Below are 26,243 nucleotides of genomic sequence, written 5' to 3'. Positions count from 1 at the left end.
AGCTCGGACGATGGCCTACTCCGCCCGAGGCAAGCGTCAGGCCAAGTCAAGATTGCTTCCTTGCCTGCCGCGATCGCATGGAACACAACACATTGTGCGTACGCAGATGTGAATCGATTCTGAACGGCGCGCGAGCTGAGATTGCTTGCCGTCGCCGGCCTGACGCTGAGCGCCGTGCGGACCCTGCGCACGGGACAAGATTGCCAATCGAAAGAACGCAGTCGCAATTCCGGAGGGCGCTTGGTTCTTCTCGCTTCAGGCATTAAACGCCGAAATGAAAGCGAACCCGCTCTTCGAGCAGGCGCCGGACATCCTCCTCGTTACACCGGCCAAGGCAATTGAATACCTCGCGGGCAATGGGGCGGAAGGCAGTCATCACGCGCGGGTCGAAATGGCTTCCGGTGTCCGCCTCCAGGATCGACATCGTTGCCTCGAAGCTCATCGGCTCTTTGTAGGGGCGTTTTGAGCTGAGCGCATCGAAGACGTCCGCCACGGAGAATATGCGGGCGGAAAGCGGGATTTCGTCACCCGACAGTTTGCGCGGGTAACCCGAGCCGTCCCACTTTTCATGATGGGCCGCGACGATCGCATTCGCGTCCTCCAGCCATCCGATGCCGGAAACAATCTCCTCGCCATGCGCCACGTGCGTGTGCATGATCTTGCTCTCTTCGGCGTCGAGCTTGCCCGGTTTGAGCAGAATCGCATCGGGAATGCTGATCTTGCCGACGTCGTGCAGAAAACTGCCGACGATCAGGGACTGCATCGCCCTGCCGGCCAGGTCGAGGCGTTCGCCGATGCGCGCAGCAATCCAGGCAACCCGGAAATTGTGGGCCCCGGTGTCGGAATCCCGCATCGCGACGGCACGCCCGAGCGCTTCCATCATCGAGAGGTGCGAATCGAGGATTTCGCGGGCCTTGCGCTCATTGTCGGCGGACAGGCGCACGACGACGGGATAGATTGCGCTGCCGCACAGCACCGCGGCGAGCCCGACCATCAGGGCAGCGCTGAGCGCGTCCGCACGCAACTGCTCGCGCTGCCACGGGGGGACGACGCGGACACCTTCGAAGTATCCAGTGATCCGATCCGCGTCGGCGGCCCCTCGCAGTGGCACAAAAACCCGCAACGCCCAACGCTTGTCTTCAAGTTTGAAGCTCTCGTGAAAGCCGGCACGGTAAGTGGGACGAGCGTGCGAGGGGAGTTGTTCCTCAACCACCTTGCCCTCTTCGGTCATTGCGTGTGCGAGCTTGACTCCCTCCTGATCGTAGATTTCAGCAATGTCGAAGAGTCCCCCTGCAAGGACATCCGCCGCCTTGCGGGCGTTGTCCCCTGCATCCAGGCCGGTGAGGTCAATAGCGCCGAAATGATGCAGAAGACGGCGTGACTCGTCGATTGCAAGCCATACCGTTCCATCCTCGGCACGTTTATACGTGACGAACCACGCGACAGGACTGGCCAGCGCGGCGAGCAGCGCGCTGACGACCGCAATCCGTGCCGCGGTTCGCTTGTTGAACGAGTTCATGTGCTGCTCCCAACGAGTGGCAACCCAACCCGCGACGAGACTGACCAAGAATCTTCGCGTTCTCGAGTGGTGGTGCGCGTGGTGGACTGCTGTGATCTCCCTGTAGGTTAGTCACTCCGGGAGAACACGGTCAGGGAGACGCCGAAGAAATCACTAACGCGCTGCCGTTGGTCCTCCGTCACGGTATGCGGTCCAGCGCCTCCCCGACAGGGCGAGCGCATACTCCCCCTATGTCGGTCGTGTCACGCCCGGTCTTGGTCCTCCGCGTGGATGTCAGGGACCCTTGTGTGCGCTGCCAGACAGACGCCCCCGATCAAATCGAATATTGATAGCGACATGGCGGGCGGCGCGTCCGCGATCCTGGCGGATCGCGAGCCGCCGGCGCGGTCCCGGATGATGCGCGATGGCGTGGATCCGGCCTGACAAGCGAGGAGGATTCCATGCTCTATACCATTGCAGTCGTGCTGCTGGTCCTGTGGCTGCTCGGCCTGGTGAGCTCGACCACCCTGGGCGGCTTCATCCACATCCTGCTGGTGATTGCGATCGTGGTTGTATTGATCCGGCTGATCAGCGGACGTGGTGTGTAGCCATGCGACTGCTCACGCGCCACGTCGTGCATAGCCTCCGCTGCGCGTGTTGCGGCCCGGTTGGCGAACTCGGGTGTCGCCGCCATTGAACCGCGGGCTGACGGCATGAGGAAGGCGCAATGCCGCATTCGGTGATGCACAATCCGAGGCAGAACCGTGTTCTGGCGGCCTTGCCCGTGAAGGAGTACGCCCGGCTGGTCGACGACCTGGACCTCGTCACCTTTACGCCTGGCGAGGTGCTCTACGAGTCGGGTGACCAACTGGCGTTCGTCTATTTCCCGACGACATGCATCGTCTCGATGACCTTTTCGACCCGGGATGGCTCATCGACCGAACTGGCGATGACCGGCAATGATGGCCTGGTCGGCATTCCGCTGGTGCTGGGTGGCGAAACCACGATGCACACGGTGACGGTTCAGAACGGTGGCAGTGCCTATCGCCTGCGGGCGGAAGTGATGCGCTGGGAGATCGACCAGGGTGCCAGTCTGCAGCGCCTGTCGCTCTCGTACGCCCAGGCCTTGATGACGCAGATGGCGCAGAGCGTCGTGTGCAATCGACACCACGCGGTGGACCAGCGGCTGTGTCGCTGGCTGCTCCTCAGCTTTGACCTGCTGCCGGGCAATCAGCTCGATGTGACCCAGGAACTGATTGCCCGCATGCTGGGGGTGCGCCGCGAAGCCGTTACCGAGGCCGCCGGAAAGCTGCAGGCGGCCGGACTGATTCATTACCACCGCGGGCATATCAAGCTGACCGATCGTGCAGGGCTGGAAGCGCGGGCGTGCGAATGCTACGCCGTGGTGAAGTCGGAATACGACCGTCTGTTCGGTTTGATGCCGGCCAACCTGACCAAGTATCGCGTGCGGCCGAATCCGGCAACCCTGCGCAAGCGTGCCGAGGCCCGATTAAGGCAAACGCAACCCAGCGTGCCGACCACGCCTTGGGACGCCGAGCGCTTGCTGCACGAACTGCGGGTGCACGAGATCGAACTGGAACTGCATAACGAGGAACTTCGCGAGGCGTATGACGAAGCGGATTCGTTGCGCAGGCGGTACGCCGATGTGTATGACTTTGCACCGGTCGGCTACTTTACGCTGGACGCGCTCGGGGTCATTCTCGATGTGAATCTCGCGGGTGCCATCTTGCTCGGTATCAAGCGCTCACAACATGGACGGTATCGCTTTGCCGCGTCGCTCAAGCCGGAATTCCTGCCGATTTTCACCTGCTTCTTCGACGAGGTGCTTGACGCAAAATGCAAGAAGAAATGCGAGGTCGTCCTGATGGCCAGCAGCCAGCGTCCCGAAGCGATCGTCAGGATCGAGGCCGTCGCAGACGAAACCGGTCGTGAATGCCGCATGGTGGTGATTGACGTCACCGCCGAAAGGTTGGCCGAAAAGGTCCTGCAAGAGCGTGATCCGTCGTGGCGAACGCGGCTCGAGGATTTGCCCCGGGCTTGATGCTGCCTGTGCGGCGATCGTGTCGTCCGGATTGACCTACATGGACTGCCCAACGTGAAGTTTGCCCGACGTCACGCCGAACGCCACCGCACCGACCGTATCGGCTGGATGCGTGCTGCCGTACTCGGCGCCAACGACGGCATCGTTTCGACCGCCAGTCTCGTGATCGGCGTCGCGGCTGCCGGTGCGGCGCAGGGGGAAGCCCTGGTTGCTGGCGTTGCCGGGCTGGTGCCCGGCGCGATGTCGATGGCCGCAGGGGAATACGTCTCCGTCCAATCGCAGGCCGACACCGAAAAGGCCGACCTGTTGCGCGAGCGCACCGAAATCGAAATGCACCCGGTCGCGGAACACCGCGAGCTGGCGGCGATCTATGTCGCCCGGGGAGTCGAGCCGGGTCTTGCGCAACAGGTTGCCGAGCAGCTGATGGCGCGCGACGCCCTCGGAGCCCATGCGCGCGACGAACTCGGAATCTCCGCAGAACTGAGCGCCCGGCCGGTCCAGGCCGCGCTGTCGTCGGCCGCGAGCTTCGCGGTCGGTGCGGCGCTGCCGCTCGTGGTAGCGGCCGTGGCGCCAGCGCAGGCGCTGATCCCGTGGGTTTCGGGAACCTCGCTCGCGTTCCTCGCCCTGTTGGGCGGCGTTGCGGCACGGGTGGGCGGGGCGGCCATGCTAACGGGCGCGTGGCGGGTCACCTTCTGGGGTGCGCTCGCGATGGCGATTACCGCGGGCGTGGGGTCGTTGTTCGGGGCGGCGGTTTGAGCCGGTTCCGACAATGCTCGTCGATGCTTATCGTCCAGTCAGCGGGGTCAGTTCGGGTTCGAACGTGGTGAGCCGAGGAGTTCCGACAGCCAGTCGTGCAGGATCGCGGTAGCCTGGTCCGGCTGCTCCAGCGGCAAGAGATGGCCGCATTCCTCGATGATCACGAGCTGCGCCTCGGCAATCCCGGCGACAAGCTCTTCGTGGACTTCCGGCGGCGTGACCTGATCATCCCGCCCGCACATCACGAGCGTCGGGCAGCGGATGCTGGCGAGGGTAGGGCGGCTATCCGCGCGTCCGATGATGGCGCGCTGCTGGCGCACGAACACGTCGCGTCCCAGGCCGTTCGCCATCGACTGGAAAACGCCACCGACCTCGGGTGTATTCGCATGGTCGGGATGCGCCATGCGTGCCAGCAGCTTTTCGATGACCGCGGGGAAGTCGGTTTCGGCGAGTGCGATGAGTTCCTCACGGGCCTTGGTGGCGTCCGTCGTATCGGGGCGTGCACTCGTGCTCAGGAGTACCAGCGCCTGCACGCGTTCCCCCGCCTGGCGCATGATCTCGAACGCGACATACCCCCCCATCGACATCCCGGCGAGCATGAAGGGCCCCGCAGGGGCTTGCGCCAGGGCGTCCGCGGCAAGCGTGGTGATCGAGTCCGAGCCGGTCAGGTCGGCGATCGTGATGCCGACCAGATCCGCCAGTGCCTCCGCCTGATGCTCGAACAGGCTCGCGTCATTGAGCAGCCCCGGCAGCATGAGCAGGTTCATCTTGTTCTTTTTCATGGGATCCATCTCCTCGATCCGTCGGCGCGGTGCAGATGCGCCCGCGCGTCCGGAAGATATGGAAAAGTCTGGTCGCCCGGGCCGGCCGTGTCGGTACGGTGCCGTACAGACGCAGGGTCCGGCGGTGATCAGCATTAGCGCGCCGGGCGACCTTCGTTACGGCACGTCGGGGAAGACTGTTACAGTGTCGGCCGCCGAATTTGCAACACCTGCGGGTGTTCCGGCAGGGTAGTGCCGTCGAGGCATCGTGGCCGGGCGTTGACCGGTGCTAAAAGGAAGTGTGGTCATGGCCAAGCAGGAATCCGATCCCTCCGCGTACACCGCGTCGCCGAAGGCGGCCGGCGGCGAAGCGTTTCCGGTCGTCGGCATCGGCGCCTCGGCCGGCGGTCTCGAGGCGCTGGAGCAGTTCCTGGCCAAGGTGCCGGCAGGCAGCGGCATGGCCTACGTCATCGTTCAGCACCTCGATCCGACCCACAAGGGGATGATGCCCGACTTGCTGCAGCGCGCCACGGCGATGCCGGTAGTGCAGGCCAGGAATCGCCTCAAGGTCAAACCGGACCACGTCTATGTGATCCCGCCGAACCGCGACATGTCGATGCTGCGCGGTGCGCTCTACCTGTTCGAGCCTGCCGCGCCGCGCGGCTTGCGCCTGCCCATCGACTTCTTCCTGAAATCGCTGGCGGAGGACCGTCACCAGCTGGCGGTCGGCGTGATCCTCTCCGGCATGGGTTCGGATGGCAGCGCCGGCATGCGCGCCATCAAGGAAAACGCCGGTCTCGCCCTGGCGCAGGATCCGGCCTCGGCGGCCTTTTCCGCGATGCCGCGCAGCGCGATCGATGCCGGCGTGGTCGACATCGTCGCCCCCGCCGCCGAACTGCCCGCACGCATCCTCGCCAGCCTCCGGCACGCCGCGCGCGCTGCCACCGCCGAACCCGTCGTCGATAGCCAGCTGCAAAGCGGGCTGGAGAAGGTGCTGATTCTCCTGCGCGCGCATAACGGCCAGGACTTCTCGCTCTACAAGAAGTCCACGCTTTACCGCCGCATCGAGCGGCGCATGGGCATTCACCAGATCGACCGCATCGCCACCTACGTGCGCTTCCTGCAGGAGAATCCGCAGGAGCTCGAACTGCTGTTCAGGGAATTCCTGATCGGCGTGACCAGCTTCTTCCGCGACCCCGCAGCCTGGGACAGCCTGCGCGATGAGGCATTGCCGCCATTGTTCGCGCGCGGATCCGCGAGCCGTGTACTGCGTGCCTGGGTGCCCGGCTGTTCGACCGGCGAAGAGGCCTACTCGCTGGCGATCGTCTTCAAGGAGTCGATGGAGAAGTTCAAACCTGCCAGCCGTTTTTCACTGCATATCTTCGCCACGGATCTCGACACCGACGCGATCGACCGGGCGCGTCAGGGACGTTATCCGGCCAACATCGTCACCGACGTTTCGCCCGAGCGGCTGGCGCGTTTCTTTGTCGCCACCGACGACGGCTATCAGGTCAGCAAGGAAATCCGCGAGATGGTCGTGTTCGCGCCGCAGAACCTGATCCAGGACCCGCCCTTCACCAAGCTCGATCTGCTGCTCTGCCGCAACCTGCTGATCTACTTCAGCGCCGAGCTGCAAAGGAAGCTGCTGCCGCTGTTCCATTACAGCCTCACGCCCGGCGGCGTGCTGTTCCTGGGCAACTCCGAGGCGCTTGGACCGGCGACCGACCTGTTCGCCCCGATCGACGCCAAGGCGCGTATCTTTCGCCGCATCGACATTCCGGCGCAGGCCGTCGACATCGACTTCCCTGCACGTGGCCGTAGTCTTCCCGTCTGGGAGGGCGAGGCCAGGGTGTCGCCACCGCCCGTCAACCTGCAAGGCCTTGCAGACCAATTGCTGTTGCGGCAGTTCGCACCGGCGGCGGTGCTGGTCAATGACCGCGGCGACATCGTCTACATCAACGGCCGCACCGGACGCTACCTGGAGCCGGCCGCCGGCAAGGCCAACTGGAACATTTACGCGATGGCACGCGAGGGGCTGCGCGCGGAAATCGGCAGCGCGCTGTACCAGGTCACGCGCAATCGCGGCCGCGTCGAGCGCACCGACATACGCGTGAGCGACGACGCAATAACGCGCAGGGTTGGCCTTGTCGTGCAGATGATCGAGGAGCCGGAGCCGCTGCGCGGCATGGTGATGATCGTGTTTGCGGAACTGCCGCCGCTGCCCGAAACCCAAAAGGGCGGTCGTGGGACATCACGCAGTGCGCGGCAGACCGAACTGGAGCGCGAGCTGCAGCAGGCGCGCGACGAAGTCCGCTCCCTGCGCGAGGAGATGCAGACCTCGCAGGAAGAACTCAAGTCGGCCAACGAGGAATTGCAATCGACCAACGAGGAGCTGCAGTCGACCAACGAGGAGCTCACCACGTCGAAGGAGGAGATGCAGTCGCTGAATGAGGAGCTGCAGACGGTGAACATCGAGCTGCAATCGAAAGTCGATGACTTGTCGAGCGCCAACAACGACATGCAGAACCTGCTCAACAGCACGGAAATCGCCACCGTCTTCCTCGACAACCGGCTCCATGTGCGGCGCTTCACCCCGCTTGCGACGCGCGTCATCAAGCTGATTGCCGCCGATGCCGGGCGACCGTTGTCGGACCTCGTGACCGATCTGGACTACCCCGCACTGGAAGACGACGCCCGCGAGGTTCTGCGCACCCTGATGTTCTCGGAAAAGCAGATCGCCACGCGCGACGGCCGCTGGTTTACCGTGCGCATCATGCCGTATCGCACCATGGACAACGTGATCGAGGGCGTCGTCATCACCTTCCTCGACATCAGCGTCGCCAAGCGTCTGGAAGCGGAGCTGCGCGCAGCGGTGGCGGGTGGTGCAGGAAAAACGCGCGTACAGGGGGCGTGATCGCACCGGACCTGGCGGGATGTCTGGAGACGCCCGGCTCAGAGCCAGTACTCCCAAACCCGTGCAAACCATTCCTGCAGGCGCAGGTGTAGCGCGCGGCGCTCCCATGCCTCCAGCACGATCGCGTCGGACTCCGCCAGGTCCTTCTTGAACATCGCCTGCACCTGGCTGCCAAACTCCGCGCCCAACACAACCGCGTTCAACTCGTAGTTGTGCAGGAAGCTGCGCCAGTCGAGGTTGGTCGATCCCACCGTGGACCACACGCCGTCGATCAGCGCGGTCTTGGAATGCAGGATCGCCCCGCGCCGCTCGTAGATCTTGACCCCGGCTCGCAGTAGCTGCCCGTAGTAGCGGCGCCCGGCATGGAACACCAGCCACGAGTCGGTCTGGCTGGGCAGGATCAGCTTCACATCGACGCCGCGTCCGGCCGCGGCTTCGAGTGCGGCGAGCAGCTGCGGGTCGGGGACGAAATACGCGTTGGTCAGGTGCACGCTGGTCTCGGCGCTGCCGATGGCCGAAAGCAGCGTGGCGTAGATCAGGCTGTAGGGTTCGTCGGGCGAGCTGCCGATCGCGCGCACCACCTGCCGGCCGGCGTTCTCGAGGCGCGGGAAATAGTCTTTCCCGGTCAGCGGGTCGCCCTTCTGCGCTTCCCACGTCGCGAGGAACAGCTTCTGGAACTCGGCAACCACCGGTCCCTGCAGCTGCAGGTCGGTATCGCGCCACGCCACGCTGCCGTCGGGGCGGGGGCGCGAACGCTTGCCAGTGGAGCTGCCGGAGTAGACGCTGCTGATGTTGATGCCGCCCAGGAATGCGGTGCGTCCGTCGACGATCAGCAGCTTGCGGTGGTCGCGCTGGTTCAGCTCCCATTCCTTGCGGGTCACCAGCGGGTTGAGGGGATTGAATTCGAGTACGCGGATTCCGCTGTCGCTCAGCCGCTGGAAGAAAGCCGCCGGCGTGCCGATGGTGCCTACGCTGTCACGGATGAGATTGACCTGGACGCCTTGCTGCTGCTTGTCGATCAGCGCCTGCGCGAAGTGCTGGCCGACCTCGTCGTCGTCGAGGATGTAGGTCTCCATATTGATGTGGTCGCGGGCGCCCTGGATGGCCGACAGCATTGCCCGGTAGGTGGCGGGGCCGTCCTGGAGGAGCAGCACCTGGTTGCCGGTCGTCAGGGGACTGCCGACGATGGCCTCTTCGAGTGCCAGGTGACGGGCGAAGATGTCGGTGTCGCGGCCGCCGCTCGCGAGCCGGTCGAGGATGGCCTTGCTCTGCTCGGCCGACAGCGGACCGCGTGCGCCTTGCAGTTGCACCGCAGGGCCGCGGCGCGGGGCGAGGTCGGGCACGATGGTAGGCAGGCTCATGCAACTGGCGAGCGCCAGAATCAGCACACCCAATACACTAATCAGCGGGGCGATCGATTTCGGCATCGAACCGTCCTCCGGAATCCTCTGGACAGGCAAAAGCGCAGCAGTGCTGGCCACGACACGTCTGCCAGCAGGCAGGGGCACGACCCGCAGCACAGCCTAAGTGTAGGCCATGCATTGATCTGTGCGCTGTCGAACAGAGCGGCGGGGCTGCTGCGGCGTAAAGTCGCTGTGGAGCAGTCCCGCCTATAGCGGCCATCCCGGAAAACCTTTTTTGGGTAAAGCGGCAGCTCGCATTGCCCGATCTGGGTGATTCCAATTGGATTAACGTCAGGCGTGACGAGGACCGAGCCGGGATTGGAGTAGCATACCAGTTGCGGGTATGCAGTCCGGTACACTCAGGGAGACCCTGTAGCACGCAGCAAGGTAACAGGAAGAACGTTCCGGGCGTCCGGGTTGCAACGGCCGCCTCGGCATCCCCCTCTGACTCACCGACAAGGGTGCCTCCACCCCGGAAGATTTGCATCGTCGGTATTGACGCTCCCGCCAACGGCCTCGGGGCTTTGCTGAGGATGCGGAAAGCCGAAATGTGTACGTGAGGATCAGGGACGATGGGCAAGAGCGCGGGTAGCAAAGATCCTCTGCGGATAGCCGCCGAGGCGCAACTCGGCAGTGCCCGGGCGGTGCCGCAACGATCGGACGATGCGCTGCTGCACGAACTCCAGGTGCATCAGATCGAACTGGAGATGCAGAACGAGGCGTTGCGCCAGGCCCGCATCGAGGCGGAGGAGTCGCGCGATCGCTATGCGAATCTCTTCGATTTCGCCCCGATGGGCTATCTCACGCTGTCCCGGGATGAGGTCATCACCGAAGCCAATCTCGTCGCGGCGGCGCTCATGCGTGTACCGCGATCAAAACTGAATCAGCGCAGGTTCGACCAGTTCATTGCCCCGGAAGCTCAGGACGATTGGCGGCGGCACATCGCCGCCGCGTGGAAGGGCCAGACCAACGTGACGCTGAATTGCGAACTGCGGCTGCGGCGGAGCGACGGCTCGCTTTTTCCGGCCCAGTTGCAGTGCGTGGTGATGGATATGGCGGGGCGGACACCGGTGATGCGCATCGCGTTTACCGACATCACCGAGCGCCGCCAAGCCGAGGAAGATCGACGCATCGCCGCCATTGCATTCGAGTCGCAGGAGGGGATGATCGTTACCGACGCCAATGGCGTCATCATCCGGGTCAACCGCGCCTTTACGGAGCTGAGCGGCTACAGCGCGGCCGAGGCAGTGGGGAAGACGCCGGCTTTGCTGCGCTCGGGACGCCACGACAAGGCGTTCTACCGGAACATGTGGCAGACGCTCAAGGCGACGCGCTACTGGCAGGGCGAAGTCTGGAATCGACGCAAGAACGGACAACTCTACGTCGCATGGCTGACCATCTCCGCCGTTACGACGCCCGAAGGCTGCGTCTCCCAATACGTCGGCGCATTTTCCGATACCACCGAGAAGAGCCAGGCGGCGGCGGAGATCCACCGCCTGGCCTTTTTCGATCCGCTCACCCACCTTCCCAACCGGCGCCTGCTGCAGGACCGGCTGGGGCATGCGCTGGCTGCGAGCTCCCGCAATGGTCTGTATGGCGCGATCCTGTTTCTGGATCTGGACAACTTCAAGACGCTCAACGACACCCGTGGCCACGACGTCGGCGATCTCTTGCTGGTCGAGGTGGCGCAGCGCGTGCGCGCCGGCTTGCGTGAAGGCGACACGGTGGCACGCCTCGGTGGCGACGAGTTCATCATGATTCTGGAAGGCTTGAGTGCGGAAGCGGAGGAGGCCGCCCTGCTGGCCCAACAGGTCGGCGAGAAGCTGACCGAGACCATCGCACAACCGTTCGAGCTCGGCGGCGCCGAATTCCACTGCACGACCAGTATCGGCGTGCGCCTGATGAGCGCGCACGATACCGTCGAGGATCTGCTGAAACATGCCGACCTCGCGCTCTATCAGGCCAAGACGGCGGGCCGCAACACGGTGCGCTTCTACGACCCGTCGATGCAGGCGGCGCTCGACCGGCGCAGCACGCTCGAGAACGAATTGCGCCACGCGATCAAACGCGGCGAGTTCATGCTGCATTACCAGCCGCAGTTCGACTGCTCGCAACGGCTCATCGGCGCCGAAGCCTTGCTGCGCTGGCAGCACCCGAGACACGGATTGATCGCACCCGAGGAGTTCATCCCGATCTCGGAGCAGACGTCGATCATTCTGCCGATTGGCCGCTGGGTGCTCGAGACGGCCTGCGCACAGCTCGCTGCATGGTCCCATGGCGAGCGCACCCGCGGACTGATGCTGGGGGTCAACGTCAGTGCGCGCCAGTTCCGCCAGCCCGAATTCGTCGATCAGGTGCGCAATGTGCTCGAGTCCAGCCATGCGAATCCGCAGCGCTTGACGTTCGAACTGACCGAAAGCATGGTGCTGGACGACGTCCCCGATACGATCCGGAAAATCTCGACGCTCAAGCAATTGGGTATCCATTTTTCGCTCGATGATTTCGGCACCGGGTTTTCATCCTTTTCCTGCCTCACGCGCCTGTCGCTCGATCAGCTCAAGATCGACAAGTCGTTTGTCCTCAACCTTCCGGATAATGGCGCTGACGCGGCCATTGTCACGGCCATCATCACGATGGCGCGGAGCCTCGGCCTGAACATCATCGCCGAAGGGGTGGAAACCGAGGCGCAACGGGCGTTTCTCGATAGGCAGAGGTGCGATGCCTATCAGGGGCATCTGTTCGGTCGTCCCATGCCCGTCGAAGCCTTCGAGGCGTTCGTCAGCGGAATCTGATCCGGTTCGAAGTCCGCTATGAGGGCTTCCGCACTGACTCGATGGTGATGTGGAGCTAGTCTCATCCTCACGGTGGCGAAACGAGGATGAGACATGAAGACCGTGCAAGTTGATGTTGCAGTGGTCGGTGCCGGCACCGCAGGTCTTGCCGCATTCCATGCTGCCAGGAAGGCCGGGGCTGCCGCCGTGATCATCGAAGGCGGCGAATATGGCACCACCTGCGCACGCGTCGGTTGCATGCCGAGCAAGCTCCTGATCGCCGCCGCCGAGGCCGCCCACGCAGTCGGGCGGGCCGCGGGGTTTGGCGTCCATGCCAACGGCGGTATCCGCATCGATGGCCACGCGGTGATGGACCGGGTGAGACGCGAGCGCGACCGCTTTGTCGGCTTCGTGCTGCGCGACGTCGAGGACATTCCCGATGCAGAGCGCATTCGCGGGCAGGCGTGTTTCGTCGACGACCATACGCTCGTGGTCGCCGACCATACCCGGGTCACGAGCAAGGCCATCGTTATCGCAACGGGTTCGCGTGCCGTGTATCCGGATTCGTTCGAGTCCCTGGGCGACTGCCTGATCACCAGCGATGACGTGTTCGACTGGTACGATCTGCCCAAGGCCGTGGCCGTGATCGGCCCGGGGATCGTCGGGCTGGAACTGGGGCAGGCTTTGCACAGGCTGGGCGTGCGTGTTGCGGTGCTCGGTCGTGGTGGCCGCGTCGGCCCGATCAGCGATCCGGAGATCCGCGCATACGCCTGCGCGACCCTCAACGAGGAATTCACGCTGGCGCCCGATGCGCACATCGCCGACATGCACCGTTATGGCGATCGTGTCGCCATTCGACGCGCGGGGTCGACTGGCGCCGAGCTGATGGAGTATTTCGATTATGTTCTGGCGGCGACCGGTCGTACGCCCAATGTGACGGACATCGGGCTCGACAAGACCACGCTGGCACTCGACGCGAAAGGCGTACCGGTGTTCGATCCATTCACCACCCGGACGGTGAGCGCAGACGGGGCAAGCCCGATCTTCATTGCGGGCGATGCGGGCAATTTCATCCCGCTGCTGCACGAGGCGACCGACGAGGGGCGTATTTCCGGCCAGAATGCCGCACGGCTCGCGCTTGGCAGCGCGGTGCAGCCAGGACTGCGCCGCGCGCGCATCGGCGTGGTGTTCACCGATCCGCAGATCGGCATCGTGGGGGGCGGCCTGCGTGCGCTGAAACCGGGGACCTTTGCCACCGGACAGGTGAGTTTCGAAGATCAGGGCCGTTCGCGCATCCTGCTCAGGAACAAGGGCCTATTGAACCTCTATGGCGAGGTCGCGAGCGGCCGTTTCCTGGGCGCGGAAATGCTGGCCCCCGCGGCCGAGCATCTGGCACACCTGCTTGCCTGGGCGCTGCAGAACGGGATGAAGGTTGCGCAGATGCTCGAGATGCCGCTCTATCACCCGGTGATCGAAGAAGGATTGCGCACGGCGCTGCGTGACCTTGACGTCAAGCTGCGCGCTGCGCGGGGAGATGTCGGAATGGCGGCCTGAGCTGGCGAAGGCTGGCTCCCCAAGGCGGGCTTCCGAGTCACTCGCCTCTGGAGACGAACATCACCTTTGTGGCGCGTCCGGATGTGCCGGCCTCGATACGCCTGTTTTGCCACACGCCGTCAATTTCGGCCGCAAGCTGGTAGGACCCGGGCGGCAGCTTGAGGTAAAGCAGGGGGCCTTCGCTGGAGCCGGAATAGATTTTCTGGCCGTTGCGCCGGGTCACGGTGACGGGAATGGTGGCGAGGTAGTCGCCATTACGGGCGCTGAACACGATATGCACGTTGTAAGCCGACGCCGACTTGCGCATTTCTTCGCGTGCTTCATCGCCGATACCGCCGCTCATCCAGGGAACTTCCGCCTGCGGGGCGCTGGTGGCGTTGATTCGCGCCGCCGCATCGCCGTCCTGGGCCGACAGCGGGGCACATTGCAGGGCTATCGCGAGGGCCACCACCAAGGCCGGCAGCCCGCTCAGCATGGACAGGCGGGCAGGGTGCCGGGCTGCCGGATTGGCGGGCGCTGACAGGGGATTTCTCATGGCCGGCTCTCTGAATGAATGGTGAAGTTGCGCGAACAAACGATCCGCACGCAGTCGCACGCGATCGTCTGATCTCCGTGGTGGGGCCATCGCGGTAGGACGGTCACTTTCGACCTCTGAATCCCATCACAAGCGAGACGATAAAGAGGATGAGGAAAATGAAGAACAGGATCTTGGCGATCTCGACGGCACCGGCAGCGATGCCGGTAAAGCCGAGCAGCCCAGCGATCAGTGCGATGATCAGGAACACCGCGGCGTAATACAGCATTTTCGTTGCTCCCCGTTAATTGAAGCCCACGCGGCGAACATCACAGGCCTGAACTGCGACCTGAGCTGTACACCACATGGTCTGCCTGAGCGCCTTCACGTCCGGACGGCACAACGCGCGCTATATCTTGCCCAACAGCAGCAGGATGAGCAGGATCAACACTACCAGCCCGAGACCACCGCTGGGACCGTATCCCCAACCCCGGCTATGCGGCCAGGCTGGAATCGCGCCGATCAGCATCAACACCAGAATGATCAGCAGAATTGTTCCGATTGACATTTCATTTCTCCCGACAGTGAGCCGGAGCAGCGCAGCGTTCGGGAAAACTCCCGAAGCGCGCCAATGCCGCTCTTCTCGGCGCGCACGCACCAGCCGGCGATTCCGGCAGTTATCGCCACATGCTTGACTGCAATCCTACTCACTGGATTGCGCCCGTCTGTACGCCAACGCACAGACGGCATTCCCGGTGAGGAACAGGATGCATGCGAGAGGAGCGCCTGGGCTTGGAGGTATGGCCATCCGCCTGCAAGGACATGCGTGTAAATGTCAAAAGCGAGCGCGGCAAATCGGTTCCTCGTCGATGGCGATGCTGCGGTGGCAAGTCCGGCCGCGACTGTCGTCCCGCCCATTCATTCCATTCACTTCGGGAGAAATGACGATGAACGATCTGACCCACGGCCATGGCAATGTCGAAGAGATGAAGGACAAACTGGTGAGGGATCTGAAAAGCGTAGGCGCCGATGCCGACGGCCTGCTGAAGGAGGTCGCCAGTTCCACCGCAGAGGAATTCGCGGCGGTTCGCACGAAGATCGAAGGCAAGCTCGTCGAGGCGAAATCCAGACTCGACAGTTCGCGACATGCGGTTGCGGAAAAGGCCAAGCGTTCCGCAGACGCCACTCATGAGTATGTAGTCGAGAACCCCTGGAAAGTCCTCGGACTTGCCGCGGCGGCGGGAATCATCGTCGGAATCCTGATGAGCCGCCGTTGATTCATGGGCTGGTCGAGGTAGTCGTTTCAGGTAACAGCGTGTCGGCAGGGCGTCGGAAGCAAGAAGCAAGAAGCAAGAAGTCCTTTCTTATGCATCTCTGGAGAATTAATCATGAAACAGTTCGGCAAATATATTTCCGCATTTTTCCTGGCCCTTACGTTGGTGACGGCAGTGGGTTGTTCATCCAGCCCGAAGCAGGAGGGGACCGCTGAGTACATCGACGACAGTGTCATCACGACGAAGGTGAAGGCGGCGATCCTCAAGGAGCCCTCGCTGAAAGTTGCAGAAATCAACGTCGAGACATTCAAGGGCGTCGTGCAACTGAGCGGCTTTGTGGCCGAGCAGGGCGACATCGCCAAGGCGGCCCAGGTGGCACGCGGCGTGGGCGGCGTGAAATCGGTCAAGAACGACCTGCGGCTCAAGTGAGGACTGACCGGCGCGCGCCACTGTCGGACCCTGGGTTCGGGAGTGGCGCGCGACGGTTTGCTGCTGTTCATCGGAGTTTTTTCGCGACGAAACTGCTGAACGAATGGCACGACACCTCTTGTGAATTCCCCGTAACGCTTCGCGCTCAAGCGCGAGCCGTACGCTGAGGTGCGAGGACGATGACACACTCCGGCGACATTCCGGCTGCAGCGCCCGTGAAGCCGGAACCCCGGGCCGGCGCAGGAAACGATGTCGCGGAGTCGGTCGCTACGGAGTCGGTCATTGTCCCGGCTGCGGTTGCCGACGATGCGACCGCGCCCACGGTCGATATGGGAACGGATGCGCGAGGCCTGGCGCTGGGCATCCTCGCCACCGTGGCGGTGGTGTTCGCGTTGGAGTGGGCGCAGGGCTTCTTCATCTCGATGCTGCTCGGGATTCTGTTCGCCTACACGCTGAACCCGCTCGTGGTGTGGCTTGAGCGGATCAGGGTTCCGCGCGTGGCGGGTTCCGTCGTGGTGATGGTGGGGGTCGTGTGTGCGCTCGGCCTGGGGACATTCTCCTTGCGCGGGCAGATGCAGACGATCCTCGATCAGGTGCCCGACGCGGTCAGCAAATTGTCGGCCGGCCTCAACAGTCTGCGCAAAGGCGAGGCGAGCACGATGCAGAAGGTGCAGACCGCGGCGAGCGAGATCGAGAAGGTCACGAGCCAGGCTGCAGGCATGGGCACCACGCCGCGGCAGCCGGCGACGCGCGTCGTCGTCGATTCACCCGGCTTCAAGCTCGGCAACTTCCTTTTGGTGGGCTCCATGGGGGCCGTGGGGATGATCGGCCAGGCAGCCATGGTGCTGTTCCTGACCTTCTTCCTGCTGCTTTCCGGCGATACCTACAAGAGGAAGCTGGTGCGCCTTACGGGTCCCTCGATCTCGAGCAAGAAGATCACCGTACACATCCTCGACGACATCAACGAATCGATCCAGCGCTACATGTTCATGTTGCTGGCGACCAATGTGCTGGTGGGCGTGCTCACCTGGATCGCGTTGCGCTGGGTGGGGCTCGATAACGCCGGTGCCTGGGCCGTGGCGGCAGGGCTGCTGCACATCATCCCGTACTTCGGTCCGGCCGTGGCGGCTGTCGGCATCGGCATGGCGGCCTTCATGCAGTTCGACGTCCTGTCGACGGCCTTGCTGGTCGCGGGGGCGACAGTGGCGATCGCGACCTTCGTCGGCACCTTCGTCACCACCTGGATGACTGGCCGGATCGCCAAGATGAACACGGCCGCCGTATTCGTCTCGCTGCTGTTCTGGGCATGGCTGTGGGGGGTCTGGGGCTTGTTGCTGAGCATTCCGATCACCGTCATCGCGAAGGTGGTGACGCAGCATGTGGAGGAACTCGAGTCGGTGGCGGAGTTGCTTGGAGAGTAGGCGGTTCCGCGCGCGTGATGCGCTGCCCTTGTTGAGGTTTCATCTTCTGGAAAAAGGCCCCTGAATTGAAAGCCGGCACGAAGCTCATCGCATATTTGCAGCAGTTGGAGACGCAGCTTCGCGCCGGCGGCTGGCCACGGACCTCGCCCGACGAGGAGCCGCCGCTGCGATCGGAATTGTTCAGCGCCGATCAGATGGAGCAGCATGGCAAGGCGCTCGCGGCGGCGCACCGATTGGCCCCGGAGCGAGGCCCGGACCAGCTTCTGGGGCGATTGGCGGCAAATGAGAGCGCCCTGGTCGGCGTGTGCAGGCTGCTGACCGTTGCGGTGACGGAGAACCGCCGCATTACGCCGGCCGGGGACTGGCTGCTCGACAATTTTTATCTCATCGAAGAGCAGATCAGCACGGCCAAGCGGCACCTGCCCAAAGGCTACAGTCGCGAGCTGCCGCGCCTGGATGAGGGCGCAGCGGGGGAGTCCGCCGGACGGCCGCGGGTCTATGACATTGCGCTGGAGGCGGTGGCGCATGGCGACGGTCGCGTGGATACCGAAAGTCTCAGCCGCTTCGTCGCCGCCTACCAGAGCGTGACGGCCCTCAAGCTGGGTGAATTGTGGGCGGTACCGATCATGCTGCGGCTGGCATTGATCGAGAATCTGCGTCGCGTCGGGGTGCGTATCGCCGCCGGGTGGGCTGAGCGGGAGCAGGCCGATTCGTGGGCGGACCAGATGACCGAGACCGCCGAGAATGATCCGAAGAGCCTGATCCTGGTGATTGCGGATATGGCGCGTTCGGACCCGCCGATGGTCAGCGCGTTTGTCGCCGAACTCGCGCGCCGCCTGCAGGGGCGGGGGCCTGCACTGGCCCTGCCGCTGACCTGGATCGAGCAGCGCCTCTCCGAGTCGGGCCTGACCATCGAGCAGATGGTGCAGTCGGAGAACCAGCAACAGGCCGCCGATCAGGTGTCCATCAGCAACAGCATCGGCAGTCTCCGCGTTCTGGGCGCGATGGACTGGCGCGACTTCGTCGAAAGCATGAGCGTCGTCGAGCAGGCATTGCTGCAGGACCCGGCCAACGTCTACGCTCGCATGGATTTTGCCACCCGCGACCGTTACCGCCATGCAACGGAAGCCATCGCGCGAAAGGGCCGCCTGACCGAGGGCGAAGTGGCCCGCAAGGCGGTCGAACTGGCGCGCGCCGGCGCGGCGGTCGATCTCGGCGGCGGGGGCGTTGATCGGGCAGGGCACGTCGGTTACTACCTCATCGACCGGGGCCTGCCCGCGCTCGAGCAGGCGGCGGAAGTCCGTCATTCCAGCGCCGAGGCCTTGCGCCGGAAGGCAGGCCGGATTCCGCTGGTCACGTATCTGGGCGCGATCGCGCTGATCACCTTGATCCTTACCGGGTGGCTGCTGACGCAGGCGCTCGGCGCCGGCACCTCCGTCTGGGCGCTGCTGCCGATTGCCTTCGTCGCGTTGCTGGCGGTGAGCCAGTTGGCCGTGGCGCTGGTGAACTGGCTGGCAACGCTGCTGGTGGCGCCGCATCCGCTGCCCAGGATGGACTTCTCGGACGGGATTCCGGCGCAATCGCGCACGCTGGTGGTGGTCCCGACCATGCTCACCAGTGCGCAAAACGTCGAGGATCTGGTCGAGGCGCTGGAAGTCCGGTTTCTGGCCAATCGCGATGCAAGCCTGCACTTCGGTCTGCTGACCGATTTTCTGGACGCGCAGCAGGAATCGCTCCCCGAGGACGGCCCGCTGATGGCGTTGGCGCGGACGCGGATTGAAGAGCTGAACGAGAAGTACGGCAGCGGCGAGGGCTGGATCCGGGGCGACATTTTCTTCCTCTTCCACCGCCCGCGGCGCTGGAACCCGCAGGAACGGGTGTGGATGGGACATGAGCGCAAGCGCGGCAAGCTCGCGGACCTGAACGCACTGCTGCGGGGGCGCGTGCGCGATGACGCCGGGGACCACTTCTCGCTCGTCGTCGGGGATACGGCGATCCTGTCCGGCGTGAGGTACGTCATCACCCTGGACACCGATACGCAATTGCCGCGCGATACGGCGAGGCAGCTGGTCGCCGCCCTGGCGCACCCGCTGAATCGCGCACGCTACGACAAGGACAAATGTCGCGTGTGCGAAGGCTATGCGATCCTGCAGCCGCGCGTGTCGGTCAGCCTGCCGGGGACGAACCGTTCGCGCTATGCGCGCCTGTACGGCGGGGAACCGGGCATCGACCCGTACACGCGCGCGGTGTCGGACGTCTATCAGGACGTGTTCGGCGAAGGCTCGTTCATCGGCAAGGGGATCTACGACGTCGATGCGTTCGAGCAGGCGCTCGACGGGTGCTTTCCGGAAAATCGCATCCTCAGTCACGACCTTCTCGAAGGCTGTTATGCGCGCGCCGGGCTGTTGAGCGACGTGCAGGTGTACGAGGACTATCCCGCCCGCTACAGCGCGGACGTGAGCCGCCGTCATCGCTGGATCCGGGGCGACTGGCAGCTAGCGGGATGGTTGCTGCGGCGCGTCCCGGGGGAGGATCGCTGCCGCCGGCCGAACCCGCTGTCGATGCTGTCGCAGTGGAAGCTGGTCGACAACTTGCGCCGCAGTCTCGTCCCGGCGGCGCTGACGCTGCTGTTGCTGTGCGGATGGACGCTCCTGGCGCCGGCGTGGTTGTGGACGCTGGCGGTGATCGGCGTCCTGCTGATTCCCTCCGTGTGCGCCGCCATCCTCGATCTGCTGCGCAAGCCGGATGAGGTGCTGTTGCGCCAGCACCTCGCAGCGGTTGCAAACTCGGCAGCACGGCGCTTGATGCAGATGGGGTTCGAGCTGGCCTGCCTGCCGTATGAGGCGTTTTTCAGCCTCGATGCGATCGTGCGCACGGCCTGGCGGATGCTCGTCGGGCGCAGACGGCTGCTCGAATGGAAACCGTCGAGCGAAGTCGATCGCGAGTTGGCCGAGCGTCGCCGCAGCGAGGCTGCCGCGTGCTGGCGGTCGATGTGGGCGGGCCCCGTACTTGCCGCGGTGACGGCGGCCTGGCTGGTGGTTGCGGCGCCGATGGTGCTGGTGGTGGCGGGGCCGATCCTGCTGTTGTGGTTCGCGTCGCCCGGCATCGCGTGGTGGATCAGTCGCCCGCTGGCGCGCCGCACCGCGGCCCTGACGGTCGACCAGTCCTTCTTCCTGCGTGCGCTGGCGCGCCGCACCTGGGCGTTCTTCGACACCTTCGTCGGCGCGGACGACCACTGGTTGCCGCCTGACAATTATCAGGAGTATCGCGTTGCCGCGATCGCGCATCGCACGTCGCCGACGAATATCGGGATGGCCTTGCTGGCGAATCTGTCCGCGTACGACTTCGGCTACATCACCGCCGGACGGTTCATCGAGCGCACGACCAATACCCTGCGCACGATGGACGCGCTGGAGCGGCACCGCGGGCATTTCTACAACTGGTACGACACGCAGACGCTGCAACCTTTGCCGCCGCTGTATGTGTCGACCGTGGACAGCGGCAACCTCGCCGGCCACCTGCTGACCTTGCGTGCCGGTCTGCTCGCGTTGGCCGATGAAAGGATCCTGGCAGGGCAACTGTTCGACGGCCTGAGCGACACGCTCAGGGTTTTCGCGGAGGTCGCCGATACGACGGACAAGGCGGCTGCGGGCCCGTTGGCGGAGTTCAGGAGCGCACTGGAAGCCGTTTCCGCCTCCCCCCCGGATACCCTCGCAGCGGCGCATTCGACCCTGATGCGGCTCGCGACCGGCGCCAGCGAACTCGCCGCGCAGGTTGTCGTCAGCCTCGATGCCGGGGATGGCTCGGCGCCCGAGCGCGCCGCGAAGGGCGCGGATGCGCAAGGGTGGGCGCAGGCGCTTGCCCGGCAATGCCAGGACGCGCTGGATGAACTGGGCTTCCTCGCGCCGTGGCTGGCGCTGCCGGCCGCATCGGATGGCTTGGAGGCGCAAGTCGCCGAACGTGTCCCCGAAGGTGTCGCCGAATGTGTCGACCTGAGCGGAATCCCGACCCTGCGCGCGCTGGCGACGGCAGGGAGCAGCCCTGCCCAGGACAGGATGGCGGCCATCGAGCGCCTGGCGCTGCAATGCGGCGAACTGGCGCAGATGGACTATGACTTCCTGTTCGACAAGACGCGGCACCTGCTGACCATCGGCTACAACGTCCAGGAGCGCCGGCTGGATGCGAGTTACTACGACCTGCTGGCCTCCGAAGCGCGCTTGTGCAGTTTCGTGGCCATTGCCCAGGGGCAGTTGCCGCAGGAAAGCTGGTTCACGCTCGGACGCCTGCTCACCGCCACCGGTGGCGAGCCGGTGCTGCTGTCGTGGAGCGGATCGATGTTCGAGTACCTCATGCCGCTGCTGGTGATGCCGAACTACGACAATACGCTGCTCGACCAGACCTGCAAGGCGGCGGTGGCGCGGCAGATCGAGTACGGAGCCCAGCGCGGTGTGCCGTGGGGCATCTCGGAATCCGGCTACAACACCGTCGACATGCACCTCAATTACCAGTACCGCGCCTTCGGCGTGCCGGGGCTGGGACTCAAGCGCGGGTTGGCCGACGATCTGGTGATCGCGCCCTATGCCTCGGTGCTCGCGCTTATGGTGGCGCCCGAAGAGGCGTGCCTGAACCTGCAGCGACTCGCGGCCGCGGGCTTCCTCGGCAAGTTCGGCTTCTTCGAGGCGATCGACTACACGCCGGCACGCCAGCGTCGCGGGCAATCGCACGTGGTGGTGCGCTCATTCATGGCCCACCACCAGGGCATGAGCCTGCTGGCGCTGGCCTATCTGCTGCTCGACCGCCCGATGCAGCGCCGCTTCGAGTCGGACCGTCTGTTCCAGGCGATCATGCTGCTGCTGCAGGAGCGCATCCCGAAGGCCACGGCCTTGTTTGCGCATACGGCGCAACTCTCGGAAGTGCGCGCGACGTCGGTCACGGCGGAAACACAGATCCGGGTGTTCAACACCCCGCATACGCCGATACCCGAGGTGCAGCTGCTGTCGAACGGCCGTTACCACGTGATGGTTACGAACGCGGGGGGTGGCTACAGCCGCTGGAAGGATCTCGCCGTCACGCGCTGGCGTGAAGACGGTACCTGCGACAACCGCGGAACGTTCTGCTATGTCCGCGAAGTGACCGGCGGGGCAGGCGGTGAGTTCTGGTCGGCCGCCTATCAGCCGACGCTCAAGCGCCCCACGACGTACGAGGCCATCTTCTCCGAAGGACGCGCCGAGTTTCGCCGCCGCGACGCGGTTGATGGCGGCGATGGCGATTTCGAGACCTACACCGAGATCGTCGTGTCGCCCGAGGACGATATCGAGCTGCGCCGGATCCGTATCACCAATCGATCGGGCCTGCGCCGGGAGATCGAGGTTACGAGCTATGCAGAGGTCGTGATTGCGCCGCCGGCTGCGGATGCGCTGCATCCGGCCTTCAGCAATCTTTTCGTGCAGACAGAGATCCTGCGCGAGCGTTGCGCGATCCTGTGCACGCGCCGGCCCCGCTCCGCGGGCGAACAGGCGCCGTGGATGCTGCACCTGATGGCGGTGCATGGTGCGGACGTCGGCGAAGCGTCCTACGAGACCGATCGCCTGCGTTTCATCGGCCGTACGAGAAGCGCCGTCGATCCGCTGGCGATGAGCGACCCTGGCCCGCTCTCGGGCACCGACGGTTCGGTGCTGGATCCGATCGTCGCCATCCGTCATCGCATCGCCCTCGATCCGGAGCAGTCCGTCACGATCGACATCGTGTCGGGCATCAGTGACACCCGCGACGCGGCCGTGAGCCTGATCCAGAAATACTTCGACCGGCACCTTGCGGACCGCGTCTTCGACCTGACCTGGACCCACAGCCAGGTGGTGCTGCGCCAGCTCAATGCCAGCGAGGCCGACTCGCAACTGCATGCACGTCTGGCCAGCTCGGTCATCCATGCCAACGCCTCCCTGCGCGCCGATCCGGCGGTGCTCATCAAGAATCGCCGCGGGCAGTCAGGGCTATGGGGTTACGCCATCTCCGGCGACCTGCCGATCGTGCTGCTGCAGATCGGGGATTCGGCCAATATCGATCTCGTCCGCCAACTCGTGCAGGCCCACGCCTATTGGCGGCTCAAGGGACTCGCGGTGGACCTGGTGATCTGGAACGAGGAGCACTCCGGTTACCGGCAACGCCTGCAGGAACAGATCATGGGGCTGATTGCCTCCGGAACCGAGGCGAGCGTGATCGACCGGCCGGGGGGCATCTTCGTGCGGCCGGCGGAGCAGATGTCGGGCGAAGACCGCATCCTGCTGCAGTCGGTGGCGCGCGCCATCATCACCGACGGCCGCGGTACGCTGGTGGAACAACTCGACCGTCGCCCCCTTGCGGAACCACGGCCACCGCGTTTTGTGCCGAGTCGCGCGCAACGCACCGAAGGGTCGGCCGTCGCCGAGCCGCCGCGCCGCGATCTGATCCTGTTCAACGGGCTCGGCGGATTCACGCCCGACGGGCGTGAGTACGTCATGGCGCTCGCGCCCGGTGAGGTGACGCCGGCGCCGTGGGTGAACGTCCTCGCAAACCCCCACTTCGGGACGATCGTCTCGGAGAGCGGCGCCGCCTACACGTGGAGCGAGAACGCGCACGAATACCGCGTCACACCCTGGCACAACGACCCGGTGAGCGACCTGGGCGGTGAAGCCCTGTACCTGCGCGACGAAGAGAGCGGCCAGTTCTGGTCGCCCACACCGCTGCCTGCCCGTGCCGATGCGTCCTACGTCGTCCGGCACGGATTCGGCTACAGCGTCTTCGAAACGCGATTCGCGGGCATCTGGTCGGAACTGCGGGTGTTTGTGGCGCTGGATGCCGCGGTCAAGTTCTCGGTGTTGAAAGTCCGAAACGAATCGGGGCGTCCGCGCCGGCTCTCGGTGACCGGCTACGTCGAGTGGGTGCTGGGAGATCTCGGTGCGAAGTCGGCCATGCATGTCAGCACCGAGATCGACCCCCGCAGCGGTGCGCTGTACGCGCGCAACCCTTACAGCATGGAGTTTGCCGATCGGGTGGCCTTCTTCGACGTGGATGACCCCACGCGCAACCTGAGCGGCGACCGCACGGAATTCCTCGGGCGCAACGGCACCCTGCGCAATCCGGCGGCGATGAGCCGTTCGCGCCTGTCCGGCAAGGTGGGCGCCGCCCTCGACCCGTGCGGTGCGATCCAGGTGAATTTCGAGCTGGGCGACGGGCAGGAGCGCGACATCGTCTTCCGCCTCGGCGCAGGGCGCAACGTCGAAGATGCCGGCAAGCTCGTGCAGCGCTTCCGCGGCAGCCTGGCCGCGCGCGGTGCGCTGGAAGCGGTGCAGCAGCACTGGACGCACACGCTCGGCGCGGTGCAGGTGGAAACGCCCGATCCGTCCGTGAATGTGCTGACCAACGGCTGGTTGGTGTACCAGACGCTGGCGTGTCGCATCTGGGCCCGCAGCGGCTATTACCAGTCGGGTGGCGCCTTCGGTTTCCGCGACCAGTTGCAGGATGTGATGGCGCTGATCCACGCCGAGCCTGCGCTGGTGCGCGCGCACCTGTTGCTATGCGCGAGCCGTCAGTTCCGGGAGGGCGACGTCCAGCACTGGTGGCATCCGCCGGCAGGCCGGGGGGTGCGCACGCGTTGTTCGGACGACTACCTGTGGCTGCCGCTGGCGGTGTGCCGCTACGTAACGGGCACCGGCGACGTCGCGGTGCTGGATGAGGCCGTGCACTTCCTCGAAGGCCGCCCGGTCAATCCGGAAGATGACTCCTACTACGATCTGCCCGGCCGCTCGGTCGACGTGGACAGCCTGTACCAGCACTGCGTGCGAGCCATCCGCCACGGTCTGCGCTTCGGCGAACGCGGTCTCCCGCTGATCGGTGCCGGCGACTGGAACGACGGCATGAATCTGGTGGGGATCAAGGGCAAGGGCGAGAGCGTCTGGCTGGGCTTCTTCCTGTGCGAAGTGCTCAGGCAGTTCGTCGTGGTGGCGAGGGCGCACGGTGATGCGCCCTTCGCCGAGCAGTGCGTGGAGGAGGGCGCGCAGCTGCGCCGGAACATCGAGCAGCACGCCTGGGACGGCCAATGGTACCGCCGCGCCTGGTTCGACGATGGCACGCCGCTCGGCTCCGCGGGCAACGTCGAATGCCGCATCGATTCGATCTCGCAGAGCTGGTCGGTGCTGTCCGGGGCCGGCGACGAGGAGCGCTCGCGCAGGGCCATGAAGGCGGTCGACGAACACCTCGTGCGCCGCGACTACGCGCTCGTGCAGCTACTCGATCCGCCCTTCGACAAGTCGAACCTAGACCCCGGCTACATCCGCGGCTACGTGCCGGGCGTGCGCGAGAACGGCGGGCAGTACACCCACGGCGCGATCTGGGCGGCCATGGCGTTTGCCGCGCTGGGTGACGGCGCGCGCGCCTGGGAGCTGCTGACCCTGATCAACCCGGTCAATCACGCGCTATCGGCGCAGGGCGTCGCCACCTACAAGACCGAACCCTACGTGGTCGCGGCCGACGTCTACGCGCTCGCGCCGCACATCGGCCGCGGCGGCTGGAGCTGGTACACCGGCTCGGCGGGGTGGATGTACCGGCTGATCGTGGAGTCGCTGCTGGGCCTGAGGCTGGCGGGCGACATCCTGCATCTCGCACCCTGCCTGCCCGCGGACTGGCACGCGTACAAGATCCACTACCGCTATCGGGATACCGTCTATCACATCGCCGTCGCGCAAATGCGTGTCGGCGACGACCGTGAAAGCGGCGTGACGAGCGTGACGGTGGACGGTGTCGAGCGCCCCGACAAGGCGATTCCGCTGGTCGATGACCGGCAGGAACACCTGGTCGAGGTGCGCGTGCATGCGAAATAACGGCCAGGCAGGCGCCGCTGCTGTTGCTACA

The 26,243-nt window shown here is 64.9% G+C and carries 16 protein-coding genes; 10 read left to right on the top strand and 6 right to left on the bottom strand.

Translation table 11 applies throughout. From position 1 onward, the window contains the following. Nucleotides 1-262 precede the first annotated feature (262 nt). Nucleotides 263-1,519, bottom strand: coding sequence for an HD-GYP domain-containing protein (locus tag AzCIB_RS11305; protein WP_050415992.1), 1,257 nt, complete (start codon nt 1,517-1,519; stop codon nt 263-265). 440 nt (nt 1,520-1,959) lie between these two features. Here AzCIB_RS11305 and AzCIB_RS24200 point away from each other — a divergent pair, with 440 nt between their 5' ends. The 3 genes from AzCIB_RS24200 to AzCIB_RS11295 all read left to right on the top strand — a co-directional run bounded on the left by AzCIB_RS24200 (nt 1,960) and on the right by AzCIB_RS11295 (nt 4,316). After that, nucleotides 1,960-2,106 (top strand): lmo0937 family membrane protein, encoded by a 147-nt coding sequence (locus AzCIB_RS24200; RefSeq protein ID WP_157058487.1) that lies wholly within the window; start codon nt 1,960-1,962, stop codon nt 2,104-2,106. Nucleotides 2,107-2,225: 119 nt separating this feature from the next. After that, nucleotides 2,226-3,560 carry a helix-turn-helix domain-containing protein gene (locus tag AzCIB_RS23795; RefSeq protein WP_083446972.1) on the top strand — a complete coding sequence of 445 codons (1,335 nt, stop codon included), beginning with the start codon at nt 2,226-2,228 and terminating at the stop codon, nt 3,558-3,560. 54 nt (nt 3,561-3,614) lie between these two features. Further along, complete coding sequence (locus AzCIB_RS11295; protein ID WP_050415991.1) at nt 3,615-4,316, top strand: VIT1/CCC1 transporter family protein; 702 nt, start codon at nt 3,615-3,617, stop codon at nt 4,314-4,316. A gap of 47 nt (nt 4,317-4,363) precedes the next feature. On the opposite strand, the gene AzCIB_RS11290 is transcribed toward AzCIB_RS11295, so the two are convergent. Next, nucleotides 4,364-5,098, bottom strand: a complete 735-nt coding sequence (locus AzCIB_RS11290) for an alpha/beta fold hydrolase (RefSeq protein ID WP_198149667.1) — start codon at nt 5,096-5,098, stop codon at nt 4,364-4,366. Nucleotides 5,099-5,384: 286 nt separating this feature from the next. On the opposite strand from AzCIB_RS11290, the gene AzCIB_RS11285 reads away from it, so the two are divergent. Beyond that, on the top strand, nt 5,385-7,991 hold the full coding sequence (locus AzCIB_RS11285) for a chemotaxis protein CheB (RefSeq protein WP_050415989.1): 2,607 nt from the start codon (nt 5,385-5,387) through the stop codon (nt 7,989-7,991). A gap of 38 nt (nt 7,992-8,029) precedes the next feature. Here AzCIB_RS11285 and cls read toward each other — a convergent pair whose 3' ends face one another. Continuing rightward, nucleotides 8,030-9,418, bottom strand: a complete 1,389-nt coding sequence (cls, locus tag AzCIB_RS11280) for a cardiolipin synthase (protein ID WP_050415988.1) — start codon at nt 9,416-9,418, stop codon at nt 8,030-8,032. Between the two features lie 548 nt (nt 9,419-9,966). Between cls and AzCIB_RS11275 the strand changes: the two genes are divergently transcribed. Further along, on the top strand, nt 9,967-12,186 hold the full coding sequence (locus tag AzCIB_RS11275) for a putative bifunctional diguanylate cyclase/phosphodiesterase (RefSeq protein ID WP_050415987.1): 2,220 nt from the start codon (nt 9,967-9,969) through the stop codon (nt 12,184-12,186). Between the two features lie 93 nt (nt 12,187-12,279). Beyond that, nucleotides 12,280-13,719, top strand: a complete 1,440-nt coding sequence (locus AzCIB_RS11270; RefSeq protein ID WP_050415986.1) for a dihydrolipoyl dehydrogenase — start codon at nt 12,280-12,282, stop codon at nt 13,717-13,719. A 37-nt stretch (nt 13,720-13,756) separates the two neighbouring features. Here the strand turns inward: AzCIB_RS11270 and AzCIB_RS11265 are convergent, their stop codons facing one another. From AzCIB_RS11265 to AzCIB_RS23785, 3 genes are all read right to left on the bottom strand, one after another. Beyond that, on the bottom strand, nt 13,757-14,254 hold the full coding sequence (locus tag AzCIB_RS11265; RefSeq protein WP_157058486.1) for a hypothetical protein: 498 nt from the start codon (nt 14,252-14,254) through the stop codon (nt 13,757-13,759). A 103-nt stretch (nt 14,255-14,357) separates the two neighbouring features. Further along, nucleotides 14,358-14,522, bottom strand: coding sequence for a DUF1328 domain-containing protein (locus AzCIB_RS23790; protein ID WP_083446971.1), 165 nt, complete (start codon nt 14,520-14,522; stop codon nt 14,358-14,360). A 120-nt stretch (nt 14,523-14,642) separates the two neighbouring features. Beyond that, complete coding sequence (locus tag AzCIB_RS23785) at nt 14,643-14,801, bottom strand: DUF3309 family protein (protein WP_076602889.1); 159 nt, start codon at nt 14,799-14,801, stop codon at nt 14,643-14,645. Between the two features lie 379 nt (nt 14,802-15,180). On the opposite strand from AzCIB_RS23785, the gene AzCIB_RS23780 reads away from it, so the two are divergent. The 4 genes from AzCIB_RS23780 (at nt 15,181) to AzCIB_RS11245 (ending at nt 26,212) form a co-directional block, all read left to right on the top strand. Next, complete coding sequence (locus AzCIB_RS23780; protein ID WP_050415984.1) at nt 15,181-15,510, top strand: ElaB/YgaM/YqjD family protein; 330 nt, start codon at nt 15,181-15,183, stop codon at nt 15,508-15,510. 111 nt (nt 15,511-15,621) lie between these two features. Continuing rightward, complete coding sequence (locus tag AzCIB_RS11255; protein WP_050415983.1) at nt 15,622-15,936, top strand: BON domain-containing protein; 315 nt, start codon at nt 15,622-15,624, stop codon at nt 15,934-15,936. Nucleotides 15,937-16,115: 179 nt separating this feature from the next. Beyond that, nucleotides 16,116-17,357, top strand: coding sequence for an AI-2E family transporter (locus tag AzCIB_RS11250; protein ID WP_083446969.1), 1,242 nt, complete (start codon nt 16,116-16,118; stop codon nt 17,355-17,357). A 65-nt stretch (nt 17,358-17,422) separates the two neighbouring features. Beyond that, nucleotides 17,423-26,212: a glycoside hydrolase family 94 protein gene (locus AzCIB_RS11245; RefSeq protein WP_083446968.1), complete on the top strand. Its 8,790-nt coding sequence runs from the start codon at nt 17,423-17,425 to the stop codon at nt 26,210-26,212. Nucleotides 26,213-26,243 lie beyond the last annotated feature (31 nt).

It is taken from the genome of Azoarcus sp. CIB, from assembly GCF_001190925.1.
In the GTDB taxonomy this organism is placed as follows: Bacteria; Pseudomonadota; Gammaproteobacteria; order Burkholderiales; family Rhodocyclaceae; genus Aromatoleum.
The sequence above is the reverse complement of the archived record's forward strand: the minus strand, read 5'-3'. Positions and strand labels throughout refer to the sequence as shown.

Bases quoted from the DNA above. Each gene is read 5' to 3' on its own strand.
- AzCIB_RS23785 (WP_076602889.1), bottom strand. From the start codon at position 14,801: ATGTCAATCGGAACAATTCTGCTGATCATTCTGGTGTTGATGCTGATC.
- AzCIB_RS11265 (WP_157058486.1), bottom strand. From the start codon at position 14,254: ATGAGAAATCCCCTGTCAGCGCCCGCCAATCCGGCAGCCCGGCACCCT.
- AzCIB_RS11305 (WP_050415992.1), bottom strand. From the start codon at position 1,519: ATGAACTCGTTCAACAAGCGAACCGCGGCACGGATTGCGGTCGTCAGC.
- AzCIB_RS11250 (WP_083446969.1), top strand. From the start codon at position 16,116: ATGACACACTCCGGCGACATTCCGGCTGCAGCGCCCGTGAAGCCGGAA.
- AzCIB_RS23795 (WP_083446972.1), top strand. From the start codon at position 2,226: ATGCCGCATTCGGTGATGCACAATCCGAGGCAGAACCGTGTTCTGGCG.
- AzCIB_RS11290 (WP_198149667.1), bottom strand. From the start codon at position 5,098: ATGAAAAAGAACAAGATGAACCTGCTCATGCTGCCGGGGCTGCTCAAT.
- AzCIB_RS11255 (WP_050415983.1), top strand. From the start codon at position 15,622: ATGAAACAGTTCGGCAAATATATTTCCGCATTTTTCCTGGCCCTTACG.
- cls (WP_050415988.1), bottom strand. From the start codon at position 9,418: ATGCCGAAATCGATCGCCCCGCTGATTAGTGTATTGGGTGTGCTGATT.
- AzCIB_RS11270 (WP_050415986.1), top strand. From the start codon at position 12,280: ATGAAGACCGTGCAAGTTGATGTTGCAGTGGTCGGTGCCGGCACCGCA.
- AzCIB_RS11285 (WP_050415989.1), top strand. From the start codon at position 5,385: ATGGCCAAGCAGGAATCCGATCCCTCCGCGTACACCGCGTCGCCGAAG.
- AzCIB_RS11275 (WP_050415987.1), top strand. From the start codon at position 9,967: ATGGGCAAGAGCGCGGGTAGCAAAGATCCTCTGCGGATAGCCGCCGAG.
- AzCIB_RS24200 (WP_157058487.1), top strand. From the start codon at position 1,960: ATGCTCTATACCATTGCAGTCGTGCTGCTGGTCCTGTGGCTGCTCGGC.
- AzCIB_RS23790 (WP_083446971.1), bottom strand. From the start codon at position 14,522: ATGCTGTATTACGCCGCGGTGTTCCTGATCATCGCACTGATCGCTGGG.
- AzCIB_RS23780 (WP_050415984.1), top strand. From the start codon at position 15,181: ATGAACGATCTGACCCACGGCCATGGCAATGTCGAAGAGATGAAGGAC.